Annotated in this window: 16 protein-coding genes; 10 read left to right on the top strand and 6 right to left on the bottom strand. The window is 64.6% G+C overall.

Annotated features, from left to right (window positions below):
* Nucleotides 1-208, bottom strand: a 208-nt coding sequence (locus RT460_RS18505; protein WP_313321154.1) for a hypothetical protein, incomplete at its 3' end; no start/stop codon positions are given.
* On the opposite strand from RT460_RS18505, the gene RT460_RS18500 reads away from it, so the two are divergent.
* From RT460_RS18500 to RT460_RS18480, 5 genes are read left to right on the top strand one after another with little or no spacing between them, the layout of a single operon-like run.
* Entirely contained in the window at nucleotides 201-893 is a 693-nt protein-coding gene (locus tag RT460_RS18500) for a glutathione S-transferase (RefSeq protein ID WP_313321152.1), read from the top strand. The genes RT460_RS18505 and RT460_RS18500 overlap by 8 nt on opposite strands.
* Nucleotides 894-930: 37 nt before the next feature.
* Nucleotides 931-2,484, top strand: coding sequence for a protein adenylyltransferase SelO family protein (locus RT460_RS18495; RefSeq protein WP_313321150.1), 1,554 nt, complete (start codon nucleotides 931-933; stop codon nucleotides 2,482-2,484).
* Nucleotides 2,485-2,500: 16 nt separating this feature from the next.
* Nucleotides 2,501-3,040, top strand: a complete 540-nt coding sequence (locus RT460_RS18490) for an adenine phosphoribosyltransferase (RefSeq protein WP_313321149.1) — start codon at nucleotides 2,501-2,503, stop codon at nucleotides 3,038-3,040.
* 23 nt (nucleotides 3,041-3,063) lie between these two features.
* Entirely contained in the window at nucleotides 3,064-3,846 is a 783-nt protein-coding gene (locus RT460_RS18485) for a thioesterase family protein (RefSeq protein ID WP_313321147.1), read from the top strand.
* Between the two features lie 2 nt (nucleotides 3,847-3,848).
* Nucleotides 3,849-4,166: a hypothetical protein gene (locus RT460_RS18480; protein WP_313321145.1), complete on the top strand. Its 318-nt coding sequence runs from the start codon at nucleotides 3,849-3,851 to the stop codon at nucleotides 4,164-4,166.
* 192 nt (nucleotides 4,167-4,358) lie between these two features.
* Here the strand turns inward: RT460_RS18480 and dbpA are convergent, their stop codons facing one another.
* The gene (dbpA, locus tag RT460_RS18475; RefSeq protein ID WP_313321143.1) at nucleotides 4,359-5,735 is read right to left on the bottom strand and encodes an ATP-dependent RNA helicase DbpA; all 1,377 of its coding nucleotides are present in this window, start codon (nucleotides 5,733-5,735) and stop codon (nucleotides 4,359-4,361) included.
* 149 nt (nucleotides 5,736-5,884) lie between these two features.
* Nucleotides 5,885-6,940, bottom strand: coding sequence for a YeiH family protein (locus RT460_RS18470; protein ID WP_313321142.1), 1,056 nt, complete (start codon nucleotides 6,938-6,940; stop codon nucleotides 5,885-5,887).
* Between the two features lie 97 nt (nucleotides 6,941-7,037).
* On the opposite strand from RT460_RS18470, the gene RT460_RS18465 reads away from it, so the two are divergent.
* The 4 genes from RT460_RS18465 (at nucleotide 7,038) to RT460_RS18450 (ending at nucleotide 11,032) form a co-directional block, all read left to right on the top strand.
* Nucleotides 7,038-7,931, top strand: a complete 894-nt coding sequence (locus RT460_RS18465; protein ID WP_313321140.1) for a LysR family transcriptional regulator — start codon at nucleotides 7,038-7,040, stop codon at nucleotides 7,929-7,931.
* A gap of 36 nt (nucleotides 7,932-7,967) precedes the next feature.
* A complete protein-coding gene (locus tag RT460_RS18460) occupies nucleotides 7,968-9,863 on the top strand; it encodes an ATP-binding cassette domain-containing protein (RefSeq protein ID WP_313321138.1) in 1,896 nt (631 codons plus the stop codon).
* An 86-nt stretch (nucleotides 9,864-9,949) separates the two neighbouring features.
* A complete protein-coding gene (locus RT460_RS18455) occupies nucleotides 9,950-10,402 on the top strand; it encodes a VOC family protein (protein WP_313321136.1) in 453 nt (150 codons plus the stop codon).
* 102 nt (nucleotides 10,403-10,504) lie between these two features.
* Nucleotides 10,505-11,032, top strand: coding sequence for an SRPBCC family protein (locus RT460_RS18450; protein ID WP_313321134.1), 528 nt, complete (start codon nucleotides 10,505-10,507; stop codon nucleotides 11,030-11,032).
* Between the two features lies 1 nt (nucleotide 11,033).
* Here RT460_RS18450 and RT460_RS18445 read toward each other — a convergent pair whose 3' ends face one another.
* Both RT460_RS18445 and RT460_RS18440 read right to left on the bottom strand, forming a co-directional pair.
* The gene (locus RT460_RS18445; RefSeq protein WP_313321132.1) at nucleotides 11,034-11,480 is read right to left on the bottom strand and encodes a barstar family protein; all 447 of its coding nucleotides are present in this window, start codon (nucleotides 11,478-11,480) and stop codon (nucleotides 11,034-11,036) included.
* Nucleotides 11,473-11,943 (bottom strand): ribonuclease domain-containing protein, encoded by a 471-nt coding sequence (locus tag RT460_RS18440; protein WP_313321130.1) that lies wholly within the window; start codon nucleotides 11,941-11,943, stop codon nucleotides 11,473-11,475. Before RT460_RS18440 ends, RT460_RS18445 begins: the two co-directional genes overlap by 8 nt.
* Before the next feature lie 261 nt (nucleotides 11,944-12,204).
* Here RT460_RS18440 and RT460_RS18435 point away from each other — a divergent pair, with 261 nt between their 5' ends.
* On the top strand, nucleotides 12,205-12,816 hold the full coding sequence (locus RT460_RS18435; RefSeq protein ID WP_313321128.1) for a superoxide dismutase: 612 nt from the start codon (nucleotides 12,205-12,207) through the stop codon (nucleotides 12,814-12,816).
* Nucleotides 12,817-12,988: 172 nt separating this feature from the next.
* Here RT460_RS18435 and RT460_RS18430 read toward each other — a convergent pair whose 3' ends face one another.
* Nucleotides 12,989-13,816, bottom strand: a complete 828-nt coding sequence (locus tag RT460_RS18430; protein ID WP_313321126.1) for an endonuclease/exonuclease/phosphatase family protein — start codon at nucleotides 13,814-13,816, stop codon at nucleotides 12,989-12,991.
* Nucleotides 13,817-14,131 lie beyond the last annotated feature (315 nt).

Here is a 14,131-nt window from a genome sequence, read left to right as displayed (position 1 = left end):
GCAGGGCCAGAAGGGTATGCAGGCTGACCAGGTGCAGGCGGTCTAATCGACCCCCTGCTACCGTAAGGTTGCTTGGAACGCCGGAAGCGAAAGCTTCCGGCGTTTTTGTTTGTGTTGTGTCAGCAGCGGTCTGCGCTTGGATACGCCAGGTTTCACTGCGGCTGGGTAGCATCGGGCTGGCAACCTCAGCGGAGTTGGCAATGATCAAGGTGCACCACCTGGAGCAGTCGCGCTCGCACCGCGTGCTGTGGATGCTCGAAGAACTAGGGCTGGACTACGAACTGGTCTGCTACAAGCGAGACCCCGACACCTGGCTGGCGCCGCCAGCGCTGCGGCAGGTGCATCCATTGGGCAAGTCGCCGGTGCTGCAGGATGGGGATTTGGTACTGGCCGAATCCGGGGCGATCCTGGATTACCTGGCCGATCGCTATGACGGGCAACGATTGCTTTCGCCCGAGCCGATGCCTGCGCAGGCGCCCGAGCGCGTGCGGTATCGCTATTGGCTGCACTACGCCGAGGGCTCGGCGATGCCTCCGCTGTTGATGGCGCTGGTGTTTGGGCGGGTGCGTAGCGCGCCCATGCCGTTCTTTGCCAAGCCCATCGCCAAGGGCATCGTCGACAAGGTGATGAAGACCTTCATCGGTCCGCAGCTGCGGCTGCATCTTGGCTGGATGGAGCGCGAGCTGGGCGAGCACCCCTGGTTTGCCGGTGAGCGCTTCAGTGCGGCCGATATCCAGATGAGCTTCCCGGTCCAGGCCGCCGCTGCGCGTGCCGCCAACATGGCCGACTATCCCAAGCTGCAGGATTTCCTGCGGCGCGTTGGCGAGCGCCAGGCGTACCAGCGCGCCGAAGCGCGCGGCGGGGTGCTGACCATGGTCGGCGGCAAGCAATGAGCTTGCGGGGACCTTGCCCAGCCCCCACTTCTTATCGATGAACACCACAGATCTCAACTTTGACAACCGCTTCGTGCGTGAACTGCCGGGCGATGACGAGACTGGCCCGCGCCGTCGCGAGGTACTGGGTGCTGCCTGGTCGTCGGTGATGCCGACGCCGGTGGCGGCACCGCGGCTGCTGGCCTACTCCCCGGAGGTCGCTGCGCAGCTGGGACTGGATGTGCACACGCAGGGGTTTGCCGAAGTGTTCGGCGGCAACGCGCTGTATGCAGGCATGCAGCCATGGGCGGCGAATTATGGCGGCCATCAGTTTGGCCATTGGGCCGGGCAGCTCGGCGATGGCCGCGCCATCTCGCTCGGCGAGTTGCGGGTGGGTGGCGAGCGTTGGGAACTGCAGCTCAAGGGTGCAGGCCCGACGCCTTACTCGCGTGGTGCTGACGGCCGCGCGGTGCTGCGCTCCTCCATCCGCGAGTTCCTGTGCTCGGAGGCAATGCATCACCTGGGCATTCCGACAACGCGCGCATTGAGCCTGGTCGCCACCGGTGATGCCGTGGTGCGTGACATGTTCTATGACGGTCACCCGCAGGCCGAGCCGGGTGCGGTGGTGTGCCGGGTAGCGCCGTCCTTCATCCGTTTTGGCAGCTTCGAGCTGCCGGCCTCACGCGGCGACCAGGCCTTGCTGCGGCAACTGGTGGATTTCTGCATCGCCCGTGATTACCCGCAGCTGGCTGGCAGTGGTGAGGCGTTGTATGCGCAATGGTTCGCGCAGGTTTGCACCCGCACGGCGGTGATGGTCGCGCACTGGATGCGGGTGGGCTTCGTCCACGGTGTGATGAACACCGACAACATGTCCATTCTTGGGTTGAGCCTGGACTACGGTCCCTATGGCTGGGTGGAGAACTACGATCCGGACTGGACGCCGAACACCACCGATGCGCAGGGTCGTCGCTACCGCTTTGGTGCGCAGGTGCAGGTGGCGTATTGGAATCTGGTCCGTCTGGCGCAGGCGCTGTCGCCCCTGTTTGCTGACGTGGCACCGCTGCAGGCAGGCTTGGATGCGTTCGCCGATACCCAGGCCGCAGAGGAACGCGCGCACCTGGTCGCCAAACTGGGTCTTGGGGAATTTCGTGCGGGCGATGCCGAGCTGATGACGCAGTTCCAGCAGTTGCTGCAGGATGGCGAGATGGACATGACCCTGGCGTTCCGCGCCTTGGCTTCCCTCGATCTGGTCCAGCCGCAGGTGGCGACGCTGGAGGCCGCGTTCTATTCGCCGGCAGGGCGCGAGCGTGTGGTGCTGGCGTTGACCGATTGGTTGCAGCGCTACGTGGCCCGGGTCCAGGCAAGCGGACAAACGCCACAACAGCGCAAGGCCATCATGCAGGCGGCCAATCCAAAATATGTGCTGCGCAACTGGTTGGCGCAGCAGGCCATCGACCGTGCCGAACAAGGCGATCCGGCCGGAATCACGGACTTGCTGGACGTGATGCGGCATCCTTATGACGAGCAGCCCGGCCGTGAGGCGTTTGCCGCCAAGCGCCCGGAATGGGCGCGTGACCGTGCTGGCTGTTCGATGCTTTCGTGCAGCTCCTGAGCTGCCTCCTTTCTGAATGACGACAATGACGACTGCCCACCCCGAATGGACCCGCGCGATCCGCGACGTGTCCGACTTCCCCAAGCCCGGCATCCTGTTCAAGGACATCACCCCGCTGTTGGCCGACGCCGACGGTTTTCGCGCGGCGATTGCCGCCATGGCTGCCCCGTGGCGCGATGCCGGTGTCGAAGCGGTACTCGGCGTCGAGGCGCGCGGTTTCATCCTTGGCGCGGCGCTGGCGTTGGAGTTGGGTGTTGGCTTCGTGCCGGTACGCAAACCCGGCAAGCTGCCCGGTGCAACCCTGAAGCAGGAATACGCGCTGGAATACGGCAGCGACCGTATCGAAGTCTGTGCCGGCGCCATCGCGCCGGGCACACGGGTAATCCTGGTTGACGATGTGCTGGCTACCGGCGGCACGCTGGCGGCCGCATTGCTGTTGGCCGGCCAGCTGCAGGCCGAGGTGCTGGGTGGCGCGGTGCTGGTCGAACTCGATGGCCTGGGTGGGCGTCCGCGCTGGCCGCAGGGGCTGCCGTTGCATGCCACGCTGGTTTACTGATTTCCGCTATCTCTGGAGCGCCCATGCCGAGCCTGAGTGAACTGCTGTCTTCGTTTGATCCGTCTGCCGGATTGGATCTGCCCGACACCTGGCGGCAGGGGCGTACGGCTTACGGTGGCATCCTCAGTGCGCTGGGCATAACCGCAGCGATCGCGTCACGGTCAGGCGATATGCCGCCGTTGCGGGCGGCGCAGGTGAGTTTCATTGGTCCTGCCAGCGGGCGTTTGGACTTCGCCCCGCAGCTGCTGCGCGAAGGCAAGTCGGTGCTGAACATGGCCGTGGATGTCGGCGCCGAAGCCGGCTTGGCAGCGCGATTAGCGCTGGTGTTCGGGCGTGCACGTAGCAGTACGGTGGTGCATGACGTTGATGATCGCCCGCAAGTCGATGGTCCTGATGCGTATGCGGACTTCAATATGGCGGCGATGCCGTTTGCCCCCGCGTTCACTGCCAATTTCCAGATGCGGCCGGCCGGTGGCGCGCGGCCGATTTCAGGCGCGACGCATGCCGAACTGCTGACCTGGGTCAGGCACAACGACGCCACTGGCGTGGATCCGGCAGTGGCCTTGGTGGCCATGGCCGATGCGCTGCCGCCGGCGGCGTTCACCAGCTTCACCGCACCTGCGCCTATCAGTTCGATCAACTGGAGTTTCGAGTTGCTTGAGCCACAGCCACAGGGCGAATGGTTTCTATTGCGTTCGCTCAGCCAGCATGCGGCCGACGGCTATTCCTCGCAGGACATGCAGGTCTGGGATGCGCAGGGGCGGGCGGTGATGCGTGGCCGCCAGAGCGTCGCGGTGTTTGCCTGAGCATGCGCCGCTTTGGCCTGCTGGCGTTGGTGTTGGCGATGGCGGGTTGGACCGCCTGGTTCGTGGTCTGCAACGTTTATGAATTCGCGCCGGATCTGGATCGCTGGGCGTTTATCTATGGCGGGCTGATCAGCGTGTCGGTGGCGATACGCGCCTGGCGTGCAAAGCAGGCATCTGCTGTCTGGTTGCCCGCGTTGATGGCGGCGTGTATTGGCGTCTACCTGTTGCTGATCCATCGCGGTGTCAGCGCAGGCCCTGCCTTGGCGCTGCTGGTGGTCAGCAGTCTGCTGGTATTCGTACTCTGTCGCCCACGTCGATAGTGCCGAGCCACGCTCGGCAGGGGCTTTATCCATAAATCCCCGGGTGCGCTGCGCTTGCCCGGGCTACGCCTGCAGCTAAAACAAAAGACGGCGCCAAAAGCGCCGTCTTCCATCTGTAGTGCCGAGCCATGCTCGGCGGAGGCTTCGCCGGTAAAGCCCCAGCGGAGCATGACCCTGCGCTACGAAGCGTGCTCACATCTTGCGTACGCGGAACCGCTTGCCCTTGATCTTGCCCGCTTCCAGCCGCGCCAACGCCTTGCCAACCTGCTCACGGGCAATGGCGACATAGGAACGGGTAGGGAAGATATCGATCTTGCCAATGGCCTTGGCCGACAGCCCGGCATCGCCGGTCAGCGCGCCAAGGATGTCGCCAGCCCGCAGCTTGTCGGTCTTGCCGCCGTCGATGCGCAGGGTGGTCATCGCCGCCTGCGGCAATTCTGCCGGGCGTGCCGTGGCCAGCGGGGTCTTCTGCCAATTCAAGGGATTGCCCTGTTGCGCTTCCAGCGCATCGGCGCGGTTGCGCTCGCGGCCGGCGACCAGGCTCATCGACAGACCGTTGCGACCGGCGCGGCCTGTACGGCCGACACGGTGCTGGTAGGTATCGATATCGGTAGGCAGCTCGTAGTTGACCACGGCTGCCAGGTCTTCCACGTCCAGGCCGCGCGCGGCTACGTCGCTGGCGACCAGCACGTTGCAGCTGCGGTTGGAGAACTGCATCAGCACTTCATCGCGGTCGCGTTGTTCCATGTCGCCGTGCAGGGCCAGCGCGGAGAAGCCGAACTGGCGCAGCGAATTGGCTACTTCGTCCACGTCCTTGCGGGTGTTGCAGAACACCACCGCCGATTCGGGCGTGTACTTCAGCAACAGGCCGCCCAGTGCCTTCTGGCGGTTGGCTGGCTCCACTTCAAAGAACAGCTGCTGGATCGCCGGCGCCTCGGCCTGGCCATCGATGGTGACTTCGACCGGCTCGTTGAGCAGGGCGCGGGCCAGCTCGCGGATTTCCTCGGGGAAGGTGGCCGAGAACAGCAGGCTCTGGCGGTCCTTGTGGGTGCGCCCGGCGATCTCGCGGATCGGCTCTTCAAAGCCCATGTCGAGCATGCGGTCGGCTTCGTCCAGCACGAAGGTGCGAACCTGGCCCAGGTTCAGCGCGCGCTTGCGTGCCAGTTCCTGCACGCGGCCAGGGGTGCCGACCACGACCTGCGGGTCATGGGCTTCCAGCGAGGCCAACTGCGGGCCCAGCGGCATGCCGCCGGTGAGGATCAGCAGCTTGAGGTTGGGGATGCCGGTGGCCAGCTTGCGCAACTGCTTGCCGACCTGGTCAGCCAGTTCGCGGGTAGGGCACAGCACCAGCGCCTGGGTGCGGCTGATGGACAGGTCGAGCCGGTTGAGCAGGCCCAGGCCAAAGGCGGCGGTCTTGCCGCTGCCGGTGGGGGCCTGCGCGATCACGTCGCGGCCTTCCAGGATCGGCGGCAGGGCCAGCGCCTGTACCGGCGTCATCGAGGTATAGCCCAGCGCGTCGATGCCAGGTGCGAGTGCCGGCGACAGCGGCAGGGAGGAAAAGTCAGTCATGGCGCATTTTCGCAGATGCCGGGCAGCTGTGCCTGCCAGGCGCGTCCGTTCTCCGTTTGCGGGAGAAGGGACGCGCCGCGAAGGCAGGGAACCTCAGCGGGGAGCGCATCGGCTACTGCCGTCCTGTAGTCAGCGCAGCGCGCCCAGCCTCACATCAGCGCCCTAACCCCGAGATTGATCAGCATCCCGCCGCCCAGCAGCCAGACGAACAGCAGCACGGCCAGCAGCATGGGCTTGGCCCCGGCCTGGCGCAGCGCCGAGACGTGTGTCGTCAGCCCCAGCGCAGCCATCGCCATCGCCAGCAGCACGGTGTCGAGATCTACAAGCAGCTTGACCAGCGAGGCGGGCAACAATTGCAGGGAGTTGAACGCCACCATCGCAACGAAGCCGAATGCGAACCAGGGAATGGTAATGGCGGAGCGTTGCCCGGTTGCCTTGCTTTCCCCGCGCGCAAGCAGCGCCGACAAGCCAACCAGGAATGGCGCCAGCATCATCACCCGGACCATCTTGGTGATGACGGCGGCGTCGCCAGCAGGCTCGCTGATCGCGCGCCCAGCGGCCACCACCTGGGCAACCTCATGCACGGTAGCGCCGGTAAAAACACCGAAGCCGGTTTCATCCAGGGGCATCCAGCCGGCGCTGACGCCCCATTGGTACAACAGCGGATACAGAAACATCGCCAGTGTGCCGAACACGACCACCGTGGCCACGGCTACGGCAACCTGCTCGGCGCGTCCTTTGACCACCGGCTCGGTCGCCATCACCGCAGCAGCGCCACAGATCGAGCTGCCGGCACCGATCAACAGGGCCGAATTGCGGTCCAGACCAAGTACTCGGGTACCCAGCCACCAGGCCAGTGCAAACGTCGAGCACAGCACCAAGGCATCGATCACCACGCCGGTGGCGCCTACCTGGCCGATGTCTTGCAGGGTCAGGCGCAGGCCGTACAGGACGATGCCGGCGCGCAGCAGGGTGGCCTTGGCATAGCCAACGCCGGTGGCCGCCCGCGGTGCCAGACGGGTGTAGGCGGTATTTCCAAGGACGATGCCGGCAACGATGGCCAGTGTCAGCGCGCTGATGCCGTGCGCTTGCAGCCAGGGCAAGGTAGCTGCCCAGATCGACAGCCCGGCGATGGTGGCGGTCAGGATCAGGCCGGGGAGGCGCTGCGGTGTGGGCTGCTCCAGCCCTTGTGTGGCGGTGTTCATGACGATGGGTTATGAGAGGGTGGCCCATCGTGGCCTTCGTGTAATCAGCTGTAAAACGGATACTATTCGTAAATTCAACCAATTTTATGGGTAGGTTGTGCACCTTTCCCTGCGCCAGCTCGAGATATTCGCTGCCATTGCCGACGCCGGAACGACCACGGCGGCCGGTGCCGCCATTGGCCTGTCTCAGTCAGCTGTGAGCGCCGCCCTGAACGAGCTGGAGGGCCAGTTGGGTCAGCCGGTGTTTGATCGCATTGGTCGGCGATTGCTGCTCAATGGTCAAGGGCGGGCCTTGCTGCCCGAAGCCAAGGCCCTGCTGGCCGGCATGGCAGATATCGAGCGCCGTTTCAGCGCCAACACGCCGGTCCGCTGGCGGGTCGGCGCGAGTACGACCATCGGCAACTACCTGATGCCTGCTCGCATCGCCACCCTGCAGGAACACAACCGGCACGCCCAGGTTGATCTGGTGATCGGCAACACGCGTGAAGTCGTGCAGTCGGTGCAACGGCTGGAGGTGGATGTCGGACTGATCGAGGGTCCCAATCACGAGCCGGGGCTGGAGGTGGCGCAATGGCAGCGCGATGAGCTGATCATCGTGTTCGGCGACCGGCATCCCCATGCAGCTGCGCTGCGGGCGGGGGCGGATCTGCAACAGCTGCGGCAGGCCTGCTGGCTGTTGCGCGAACCAGGCTCCGGCACGCGCGAGGCGGCGGAGCAGGCGCTGCTGCCACATCTGCATGGCTTTGATGCGGTCTTGCAGCTGGGCGGCACCGAAGCGATCAAGCAGGGGGCGGTGGCAGGACTGGGCCTGGCCTGTCTGTCGCGCCATGCCGTGGCGGACCTGATCGAGCTGGGCAAGTTGCGCGAGCTGGCCACGCCGTTGCCGCGCTTGCAACGCCAACTGTGGGCAGTGCGCCATCCGGGCAAGCGGGTGCCGGACAGCCTGCGCCAACTGCTGGGGCTGCCTGTGGACGTGTTTACCGACGATTGAGCGCCGGCCGGGCGCCATAGCCCGTACAATACGCCCATGCCTTTGATTACCTTGCAGAACGTCGACTACAGCGTCGGCGGCCCGTTGTTGCTGGAAAAAGCCGAACTGTCGATCGAGACTGGCGAGCGTATCGCCCTGATCGGCCGCAACGGCGCCGGCAAATCCACTCTCATGAAGCTGATGGCTGGCGAGCTCAAGCCCGATGACGGCGAGGTGCGCGTGCAGCAGGGCGTGCGCGTCACCCGGCTCGAGCAGGAAGTGCCGCATGGCGCAGCCGGCAGCGTGTTCGACGTGGTCGCCGATGGCCTGGGCGAACTCGGCCATTGGCTGGCCGAATTCCATCGCCTGAGCCATGCCGAGGTGTTCGACGGCGAGGCGATGGGCAATGTGCAGGCCAAGATCGATGCCGCCGATGGCTGGGGTCTGGACCAGCGCGTCGAGGAAACCCTGACCAAGCTCGACCTGGATGGCGACGCCGAATTCGGCCGCCTGTCTGGCGGCATGAAGCGCCGCGTGCTGCTGGCGCGTGCGCTGGTCGCCGGCCCGGACGTGCTGCTGCTCGACGAGCCGACCAACCATCTGGATATCGAAGCCATCGATTGGCTGGAAACCTTCCTCAAGGGCTGGAACGGCTGCGTGGTGTTCGTCACCCATGACCGTCGCTTCCTGCGTGCGTTGGCTACCCGCATCGTTGAGATCGACCGCGGCCAGGTCACCAGCTGGCCGGGCGACTGGGACAACTACGAGCGCCGCCGCGAAGAGCGCCTCAACGCACAGGCGCAGGAAAACGCCCGCTTCGACAAGCTGCTGGCACAGGAAGAAGTGTGGATCCGCCAGGGCATCAAGGCCCGTCGTACCCGCGACGAAGGCCGCGTGCGCCGGCTCAAGGCGATGCGCAACGAGCGTAGCCAGCGTCGCGAGCTGAGCGGCAACGTCAAGCTTGAAGCAGCCGGTGCCGAGAACTCCGGCAAGAAGGTCATCGACATCAAGAACATCTCCTTCGCCTTCGGTGAGCGGGTGATGGTCAAGGATTTTGAAACCACCATCCTGCGTGGCGACCGCATTGGCCTGATCGGCCCCAACGGCAGTGGCAAGACCACCTTGCTCAAGCTGCTGCTGGGCGACCTGCAGCCGGACAGCGGCGAAGTGCGCCAGGGCACCAACCTGCAGATCGCCTATTTCGACCAGTACCGCGCCACCCTGCGCGAGGACTGGAGCGCGATCGAGAACGTGGCCGAAGGCGCGGACTTCATTGACCTCAATGGCAAGCGCAAGCACGTGCATGCCTACCTGCAGGACTTCCTGTTCACCCCGGAACGCGCGCGCGCGCCGATCACCCGCCTGTCCGGTGGTGAGCGCAACCGCCTGCTGCTGGCCAAATTGTTCGCGCAGCCGTCCAACCTGCTGGTGATGGACGAACCGACCAACGATCTGGACGTGGAAACGCTGGAGCTGCTGGAAGAGCTGCTGGCCGACTACACCGGCACCCTGCTGCTGGTCAGCCATGACCGTGACTTCCTCGACAACGTGGTGACCTCCACGTTGGTGCTGGAAGGCGAGGGCAAGGTGGGCGATTACATCGGCGGTTACAGCGACTCGCTGCGCCAGCGCCCGGCGCCAACGCAGACGGCGATGGCGGTCGCCAAGGCGTCTGCAACGGCGGCCCCTGCGGCAGCCGCTGCCGCCCCGGCGCCGGTTCCCGCTGCTGCCAACAAGCGCAAGCTGAGCTTCAAGGATGCGCGCGAACTGGAGCAGCTGCCGGCGAAGATCGAGCAGCTGGAGCTGGACGTGGAAGGCCTGACTTCGGCGATGAACGATCCCTCGTTCTATACCCGGTCGAGCGCCGAGGTAACCGCCCACACCCAACAGTTGACCAAGGTGCAGGCCGAGCTGGATGCCGCCTACGCACGCTGGCAGGAACTGGACGCCTGAGCCATCAGTGAGGGTCAGGGCGTTGCTTCACCTGCCGTCCCGCAACGGGGCGGCAGGATGGTATCCACGGATGCTGCGAGGCGATGATGGAAAGACCGTTCAAGCTGGAACGTATTGATCATGTTGTGTTCCGGGTCCGTGACCTGGAGCGCAGCATCGCGTTCTATTCAACCGTGCTGGGCTGCGAGGTGGTACGGCGGCGCGAACATCTGGGCCTGGTGCATCTGCGCGCGGGCACATCGATGATCGACCTGATCAGTCTTGAGGGGGCCCTGGGTGCACGCGGTGGTGCCGGTCCCGGGCCGGAGGCGCGCAACCTCGATCATCTGTGTCTGCGCATCGAACCCTTCGATGAAGCGGGCTTGCTTGCGTATCTGTCCGCGCATGGTGCAACGCCGTTGGCGGCAGCCGAAGTCAACTTCGGTGCGGAAGGCGATGGAATGTCGTTGTATTTCCGCGATCCGGATGGCAACACCATCGAGTTGAAGGGGCCGGCCTCGGTGCCTGCTTCCTCGCCTGTAGTGAAGCTGCAGGTGTAACTGCCTGTTCCGGGGAGGCGGGCTGCATCGAACCGCGGACTTGCCGGCCCCCTGGGACACCTAGCATGCTGGCCTCATTCGCCGCACCCAGAAGGAAGCACCATGCACCGCACGCTTACCCCCCTCGTGTTGCTTGCTGCGGCATTTGTGCTGCCTGCCCAGGCAGAGGTCAAGGATTCGAGCGCAGCTGGCTTCACCGTTGAGAACAGCGTCGTGATCGCAGCTTCACCGACACACGTATGGCAGGCGATGACAGCTGATATCGACCAATGGTGGCCGAAAGACCACAGCTGGTGGGGCAAGGAGGCCACGCTCTCCATCGATGCCCGTGCCGGTGGCTGTTTCTGCGAGATCGGCGGCGCAAAGCAAGCCCAACATCTGCAGGTCGTGTTCGTTGACCCGGAGAAGACCCTGCGCATGGTTGGCGGCTTGGGGCCGATGCAGGGCATGGGCCTGCAGGGGGTGGCCGAATGGACGCTGCAGGCGGAAGGCCAGGCTACCCGCGTAAGTTGGCGCTACCGTGCCGGGGGTTATGCGCCGGATGACCTGGGCAAATTGGCACCTATCGTGGACAAGGTGCAGGCCCAGCAGCTGGGCGGCCTGGCGCAATGGCTGCAGGCCGCACGCTGAATCACTCTTCTTCGTCTCCGGCGTCTTCCTCTCCACCCTGCGGCAACTCGAAGAAGGCCCAGAACGGCACCTTGTCCTCGGCCCAACGGGTTGAGGCTTCCGACAGGACATCCAGCAGGGTGTCGAAGTCCGCCGGGCTGGCGCCACGCAGATCTCCGGCCTGGCTGAAAAGCAGGGCATAGCCGTTGGCCGGCAGCCATGACATATCGCGCAGGGCGTCGGACAGCGCATCCCAGTTGCGGCTCCAGCCTGGCGGAAAATCCAGCTGCGTGCCGATACGCATCAACAGGGTGCGTTTGTCGGCGCACTCTTCAAGATCGATACGCAGCACCTTGAGGCCTGCATCACGCGCGGCCGCTGCCAAGCCGCCCAGATCGCCGTCGCCGACGCCGTACACGCCGGCCTGGCTGGCATCTTCAAGACCCATGTCGAAACCGCTGTCACTCATGGCGTTCTCCAGCCGCAGGTACTTCAAAGCTACGGAAGCTGTCGTAATGGTCGTCGGTGTAGTACCAGGCTTCCGGCGGGTCGCCACCGGTAACGATGCGCTTGGCGCCGCGATGGTTCAGTCCCGGGGTGTCGACGGTGTACTCGTGGTAGTAACCGCGTGGGCGCTGCGGCAGCTGGCGTTCGCGGTTGCCGAACACGCTGCCGTCCTGCTTGTGCGGGTAGGGGCCGCCGCGCTGGATCAAGGCAATGGTCTGACGCGCCTCCGCCGGCAGGAAGGCCGGTAACGGATCTGCTTGCTTGCGGCCAGCATCGGGCAGCGCGGCCGGGGCAGCGGCCACATCCGTACCCTGGGTGAGCGAGGGCGCGAATTGTGGCGGTGGCGGTTGCTGCACAACACGCATTCCCCACAGGCCCGCAACCAGCAGGACGATGGCAACAACAAGAAGTAAGGGCTTACGCATTGGCAGCGGCAGGAGCTTGGAAACGGACCCCGATTATCAGCCCAGTGGCCTGTGTTTGTTGAATGGCCGGTTCAGTGCCGTTGTTTCACGGTGCAGTAACAACAGCAGCACAGTTGCAGGTGATTCCGTCGCTGGACCGATGGCGGGACAAAGTTTCCTTTACATCACCCTTGGTAAGTTGATGGTTCGTCCCTACCATTCATACCGCAGCGTCCGGTTTTTCGGCCGGATGCAATATCAGGTATCTAAAGGAGATCCCTCATGGCCTACACCCTTCCCAAGCTGTCCTACGCCTATGACGCCCTCGAACCGCATATCGATGCGGCCACGATGGAAATCCACCACACCAAGCACCACCAGACCTACATCAACAACGTCAATGCAGCGCTGGAAGGCACCGAGTACGCCGACCTGCCGGTTGAAGAGCTGGTAAAGAAGACCAAGTCGCTGCCGGAGAACCTGCAGGGCCCGGTCCGCAACAACGGTGGCGGCCACGCCAACCACTCGCTGTTCTGGACGGTGATGTCGCCCAACGGCGGCGGCCAGCCGGTCGGTGACGTGGGCAAGGCCATCGAGTCGCAGCTGGGCGGCTTCGAGAAGTTCAAGGAAGCCTTCACCAAGGCTGCGCTGACCCGTTTCGGCAGCGGCTGGGCATGGCTGAGCGTGACCCCGGACAAGAAGGTTGTCGTCGAGTCCTCGGCCAACCAGGACAGCCCGCTGATGGACGGCAATACTCCGATCCTGGCGCTGGACGTGTGGGAACACGCGTACTACCTGAAGTACCAGAACCGTCGCCCGGAATACATCGGCGCGTTCTTCAACGTCGTCGACTGGAATGAAGTCGAGCGTCGTTACCAGGAAGCCATCGCCTGAGTGCGGTGACTGGCGGGTAGCTACGGCCAGTCATGAGGAAGGAAAAAGCCGGGCGTTGCCCGGCTTTTTCTGTTTCGTGCCCAAGATGTAGCCCGGGTAAGAGTGGGAGGCGGGCCTCTCTCTGGGCGACACCGAGGCGACCAGACAAGCGCACGCCCAAATTGGCGGGGGCTTAAAGCATCCCCGGTTCCGGCTCCGGTGGATCTGCGGGCTCGGGCACGACCCGGGTCACCCGCAGGGTGGCCATCATGCCCAAGCGTAGTGGGCCGGCTTGATCGTCAGGCTCAGTCAGTTCGACCGCCTGCTGGGTGATGTCAGCAAAGCTGCGAACCTGGTACAGCACGTCAAGGCCATGCTCGTCAGGATTGGCGGCGCGGCCCTCATTGCGGCGTACGCTCGGGTTGCGCCGCGCAGGCTGGAAGCCGGGAAGCTGGCGCACCAGTTCGTCGGTTGGGGCTGCAAAGTCGCCGACCACCAGGGAAGGCAAGGTCTGACTGGTCGCATCCATCCAGGCCCGCAGATCGGCGGCCTGGTGACCACGGACGATGGTGGTGTTGTCGGACGGGCGCATGCTGGCCGCATACACGTTCAGGCGCGCGCGCTGCAGTTGCAGCCGCTGCATGCCCGCGACGGCGGGGTTTTGGTCACCATGCAGCAGGGTGATGCCATCTTCCAGGGCGGTGAGGCGGGTCAGCACGGCATTGCCACGGCGTTGGGCCTGGCTGGGCCGGTCGGCGCTGATGAAGTCGCAGCTGTACTTGATGCGCGTACCCAGCCAGCACGCCGGATTGGAGCTGTCACTGGCCTGGCGCACGTCCTGCACCACGATGACGTCGGCCTGCAGGTCCTGGATCAGCGCGGCGATGCGCTCACGATTGCCCGCCCATACCTCACCGGCCGGTGGCAGCCGGAGATTGGCGATCTTCAGCACCGGCGCTGGGGCCTCGGCCAGGACAGAGAACGAGAGCACCAGCAGTCCGAAACAGCCCCAACGCAACATCGCAACGGTCCTGGAGAGGTTGACTCATCTTATTCTGAGCTCTGTCTAAGATTCGTGGACGGTTGCTGAGTAGGGTTAATCAGCGTTGATGTGTAAGGTTTTTCTGTCAATTGCATCGACGTGAAGGCGGCATGATGGGTTACGCTTGCAACCTTTGTATTTACGGATCGCCCGCAGATGACGACCAGCCACGTAGCAGCACCGCCCGCCCCGCAGGGGCGGATGCCCCGCCAGATCCCCTACATCATCGGTAACGAGGGCTGCGAGCGGTTCAGCTTCTACGGGATGCGCAACATCCTGGTGCAGTTCCTGATC

The sequence above is a fragment of the Stenotrophomonas sp. genome (assembly GCF_032061965.1).
Taxonomy (GTDB): domain Bacteria; phylum Pseudomonadota; class Gammaproteobacteria; order Xanthomonadales; family Xanthomonadaceae; genus Stenotrophomonas.
Note: the sequence above shows the minus strand (reverse complement) of the source record. Positions and strands in the feature narration are given on the sequence as shown.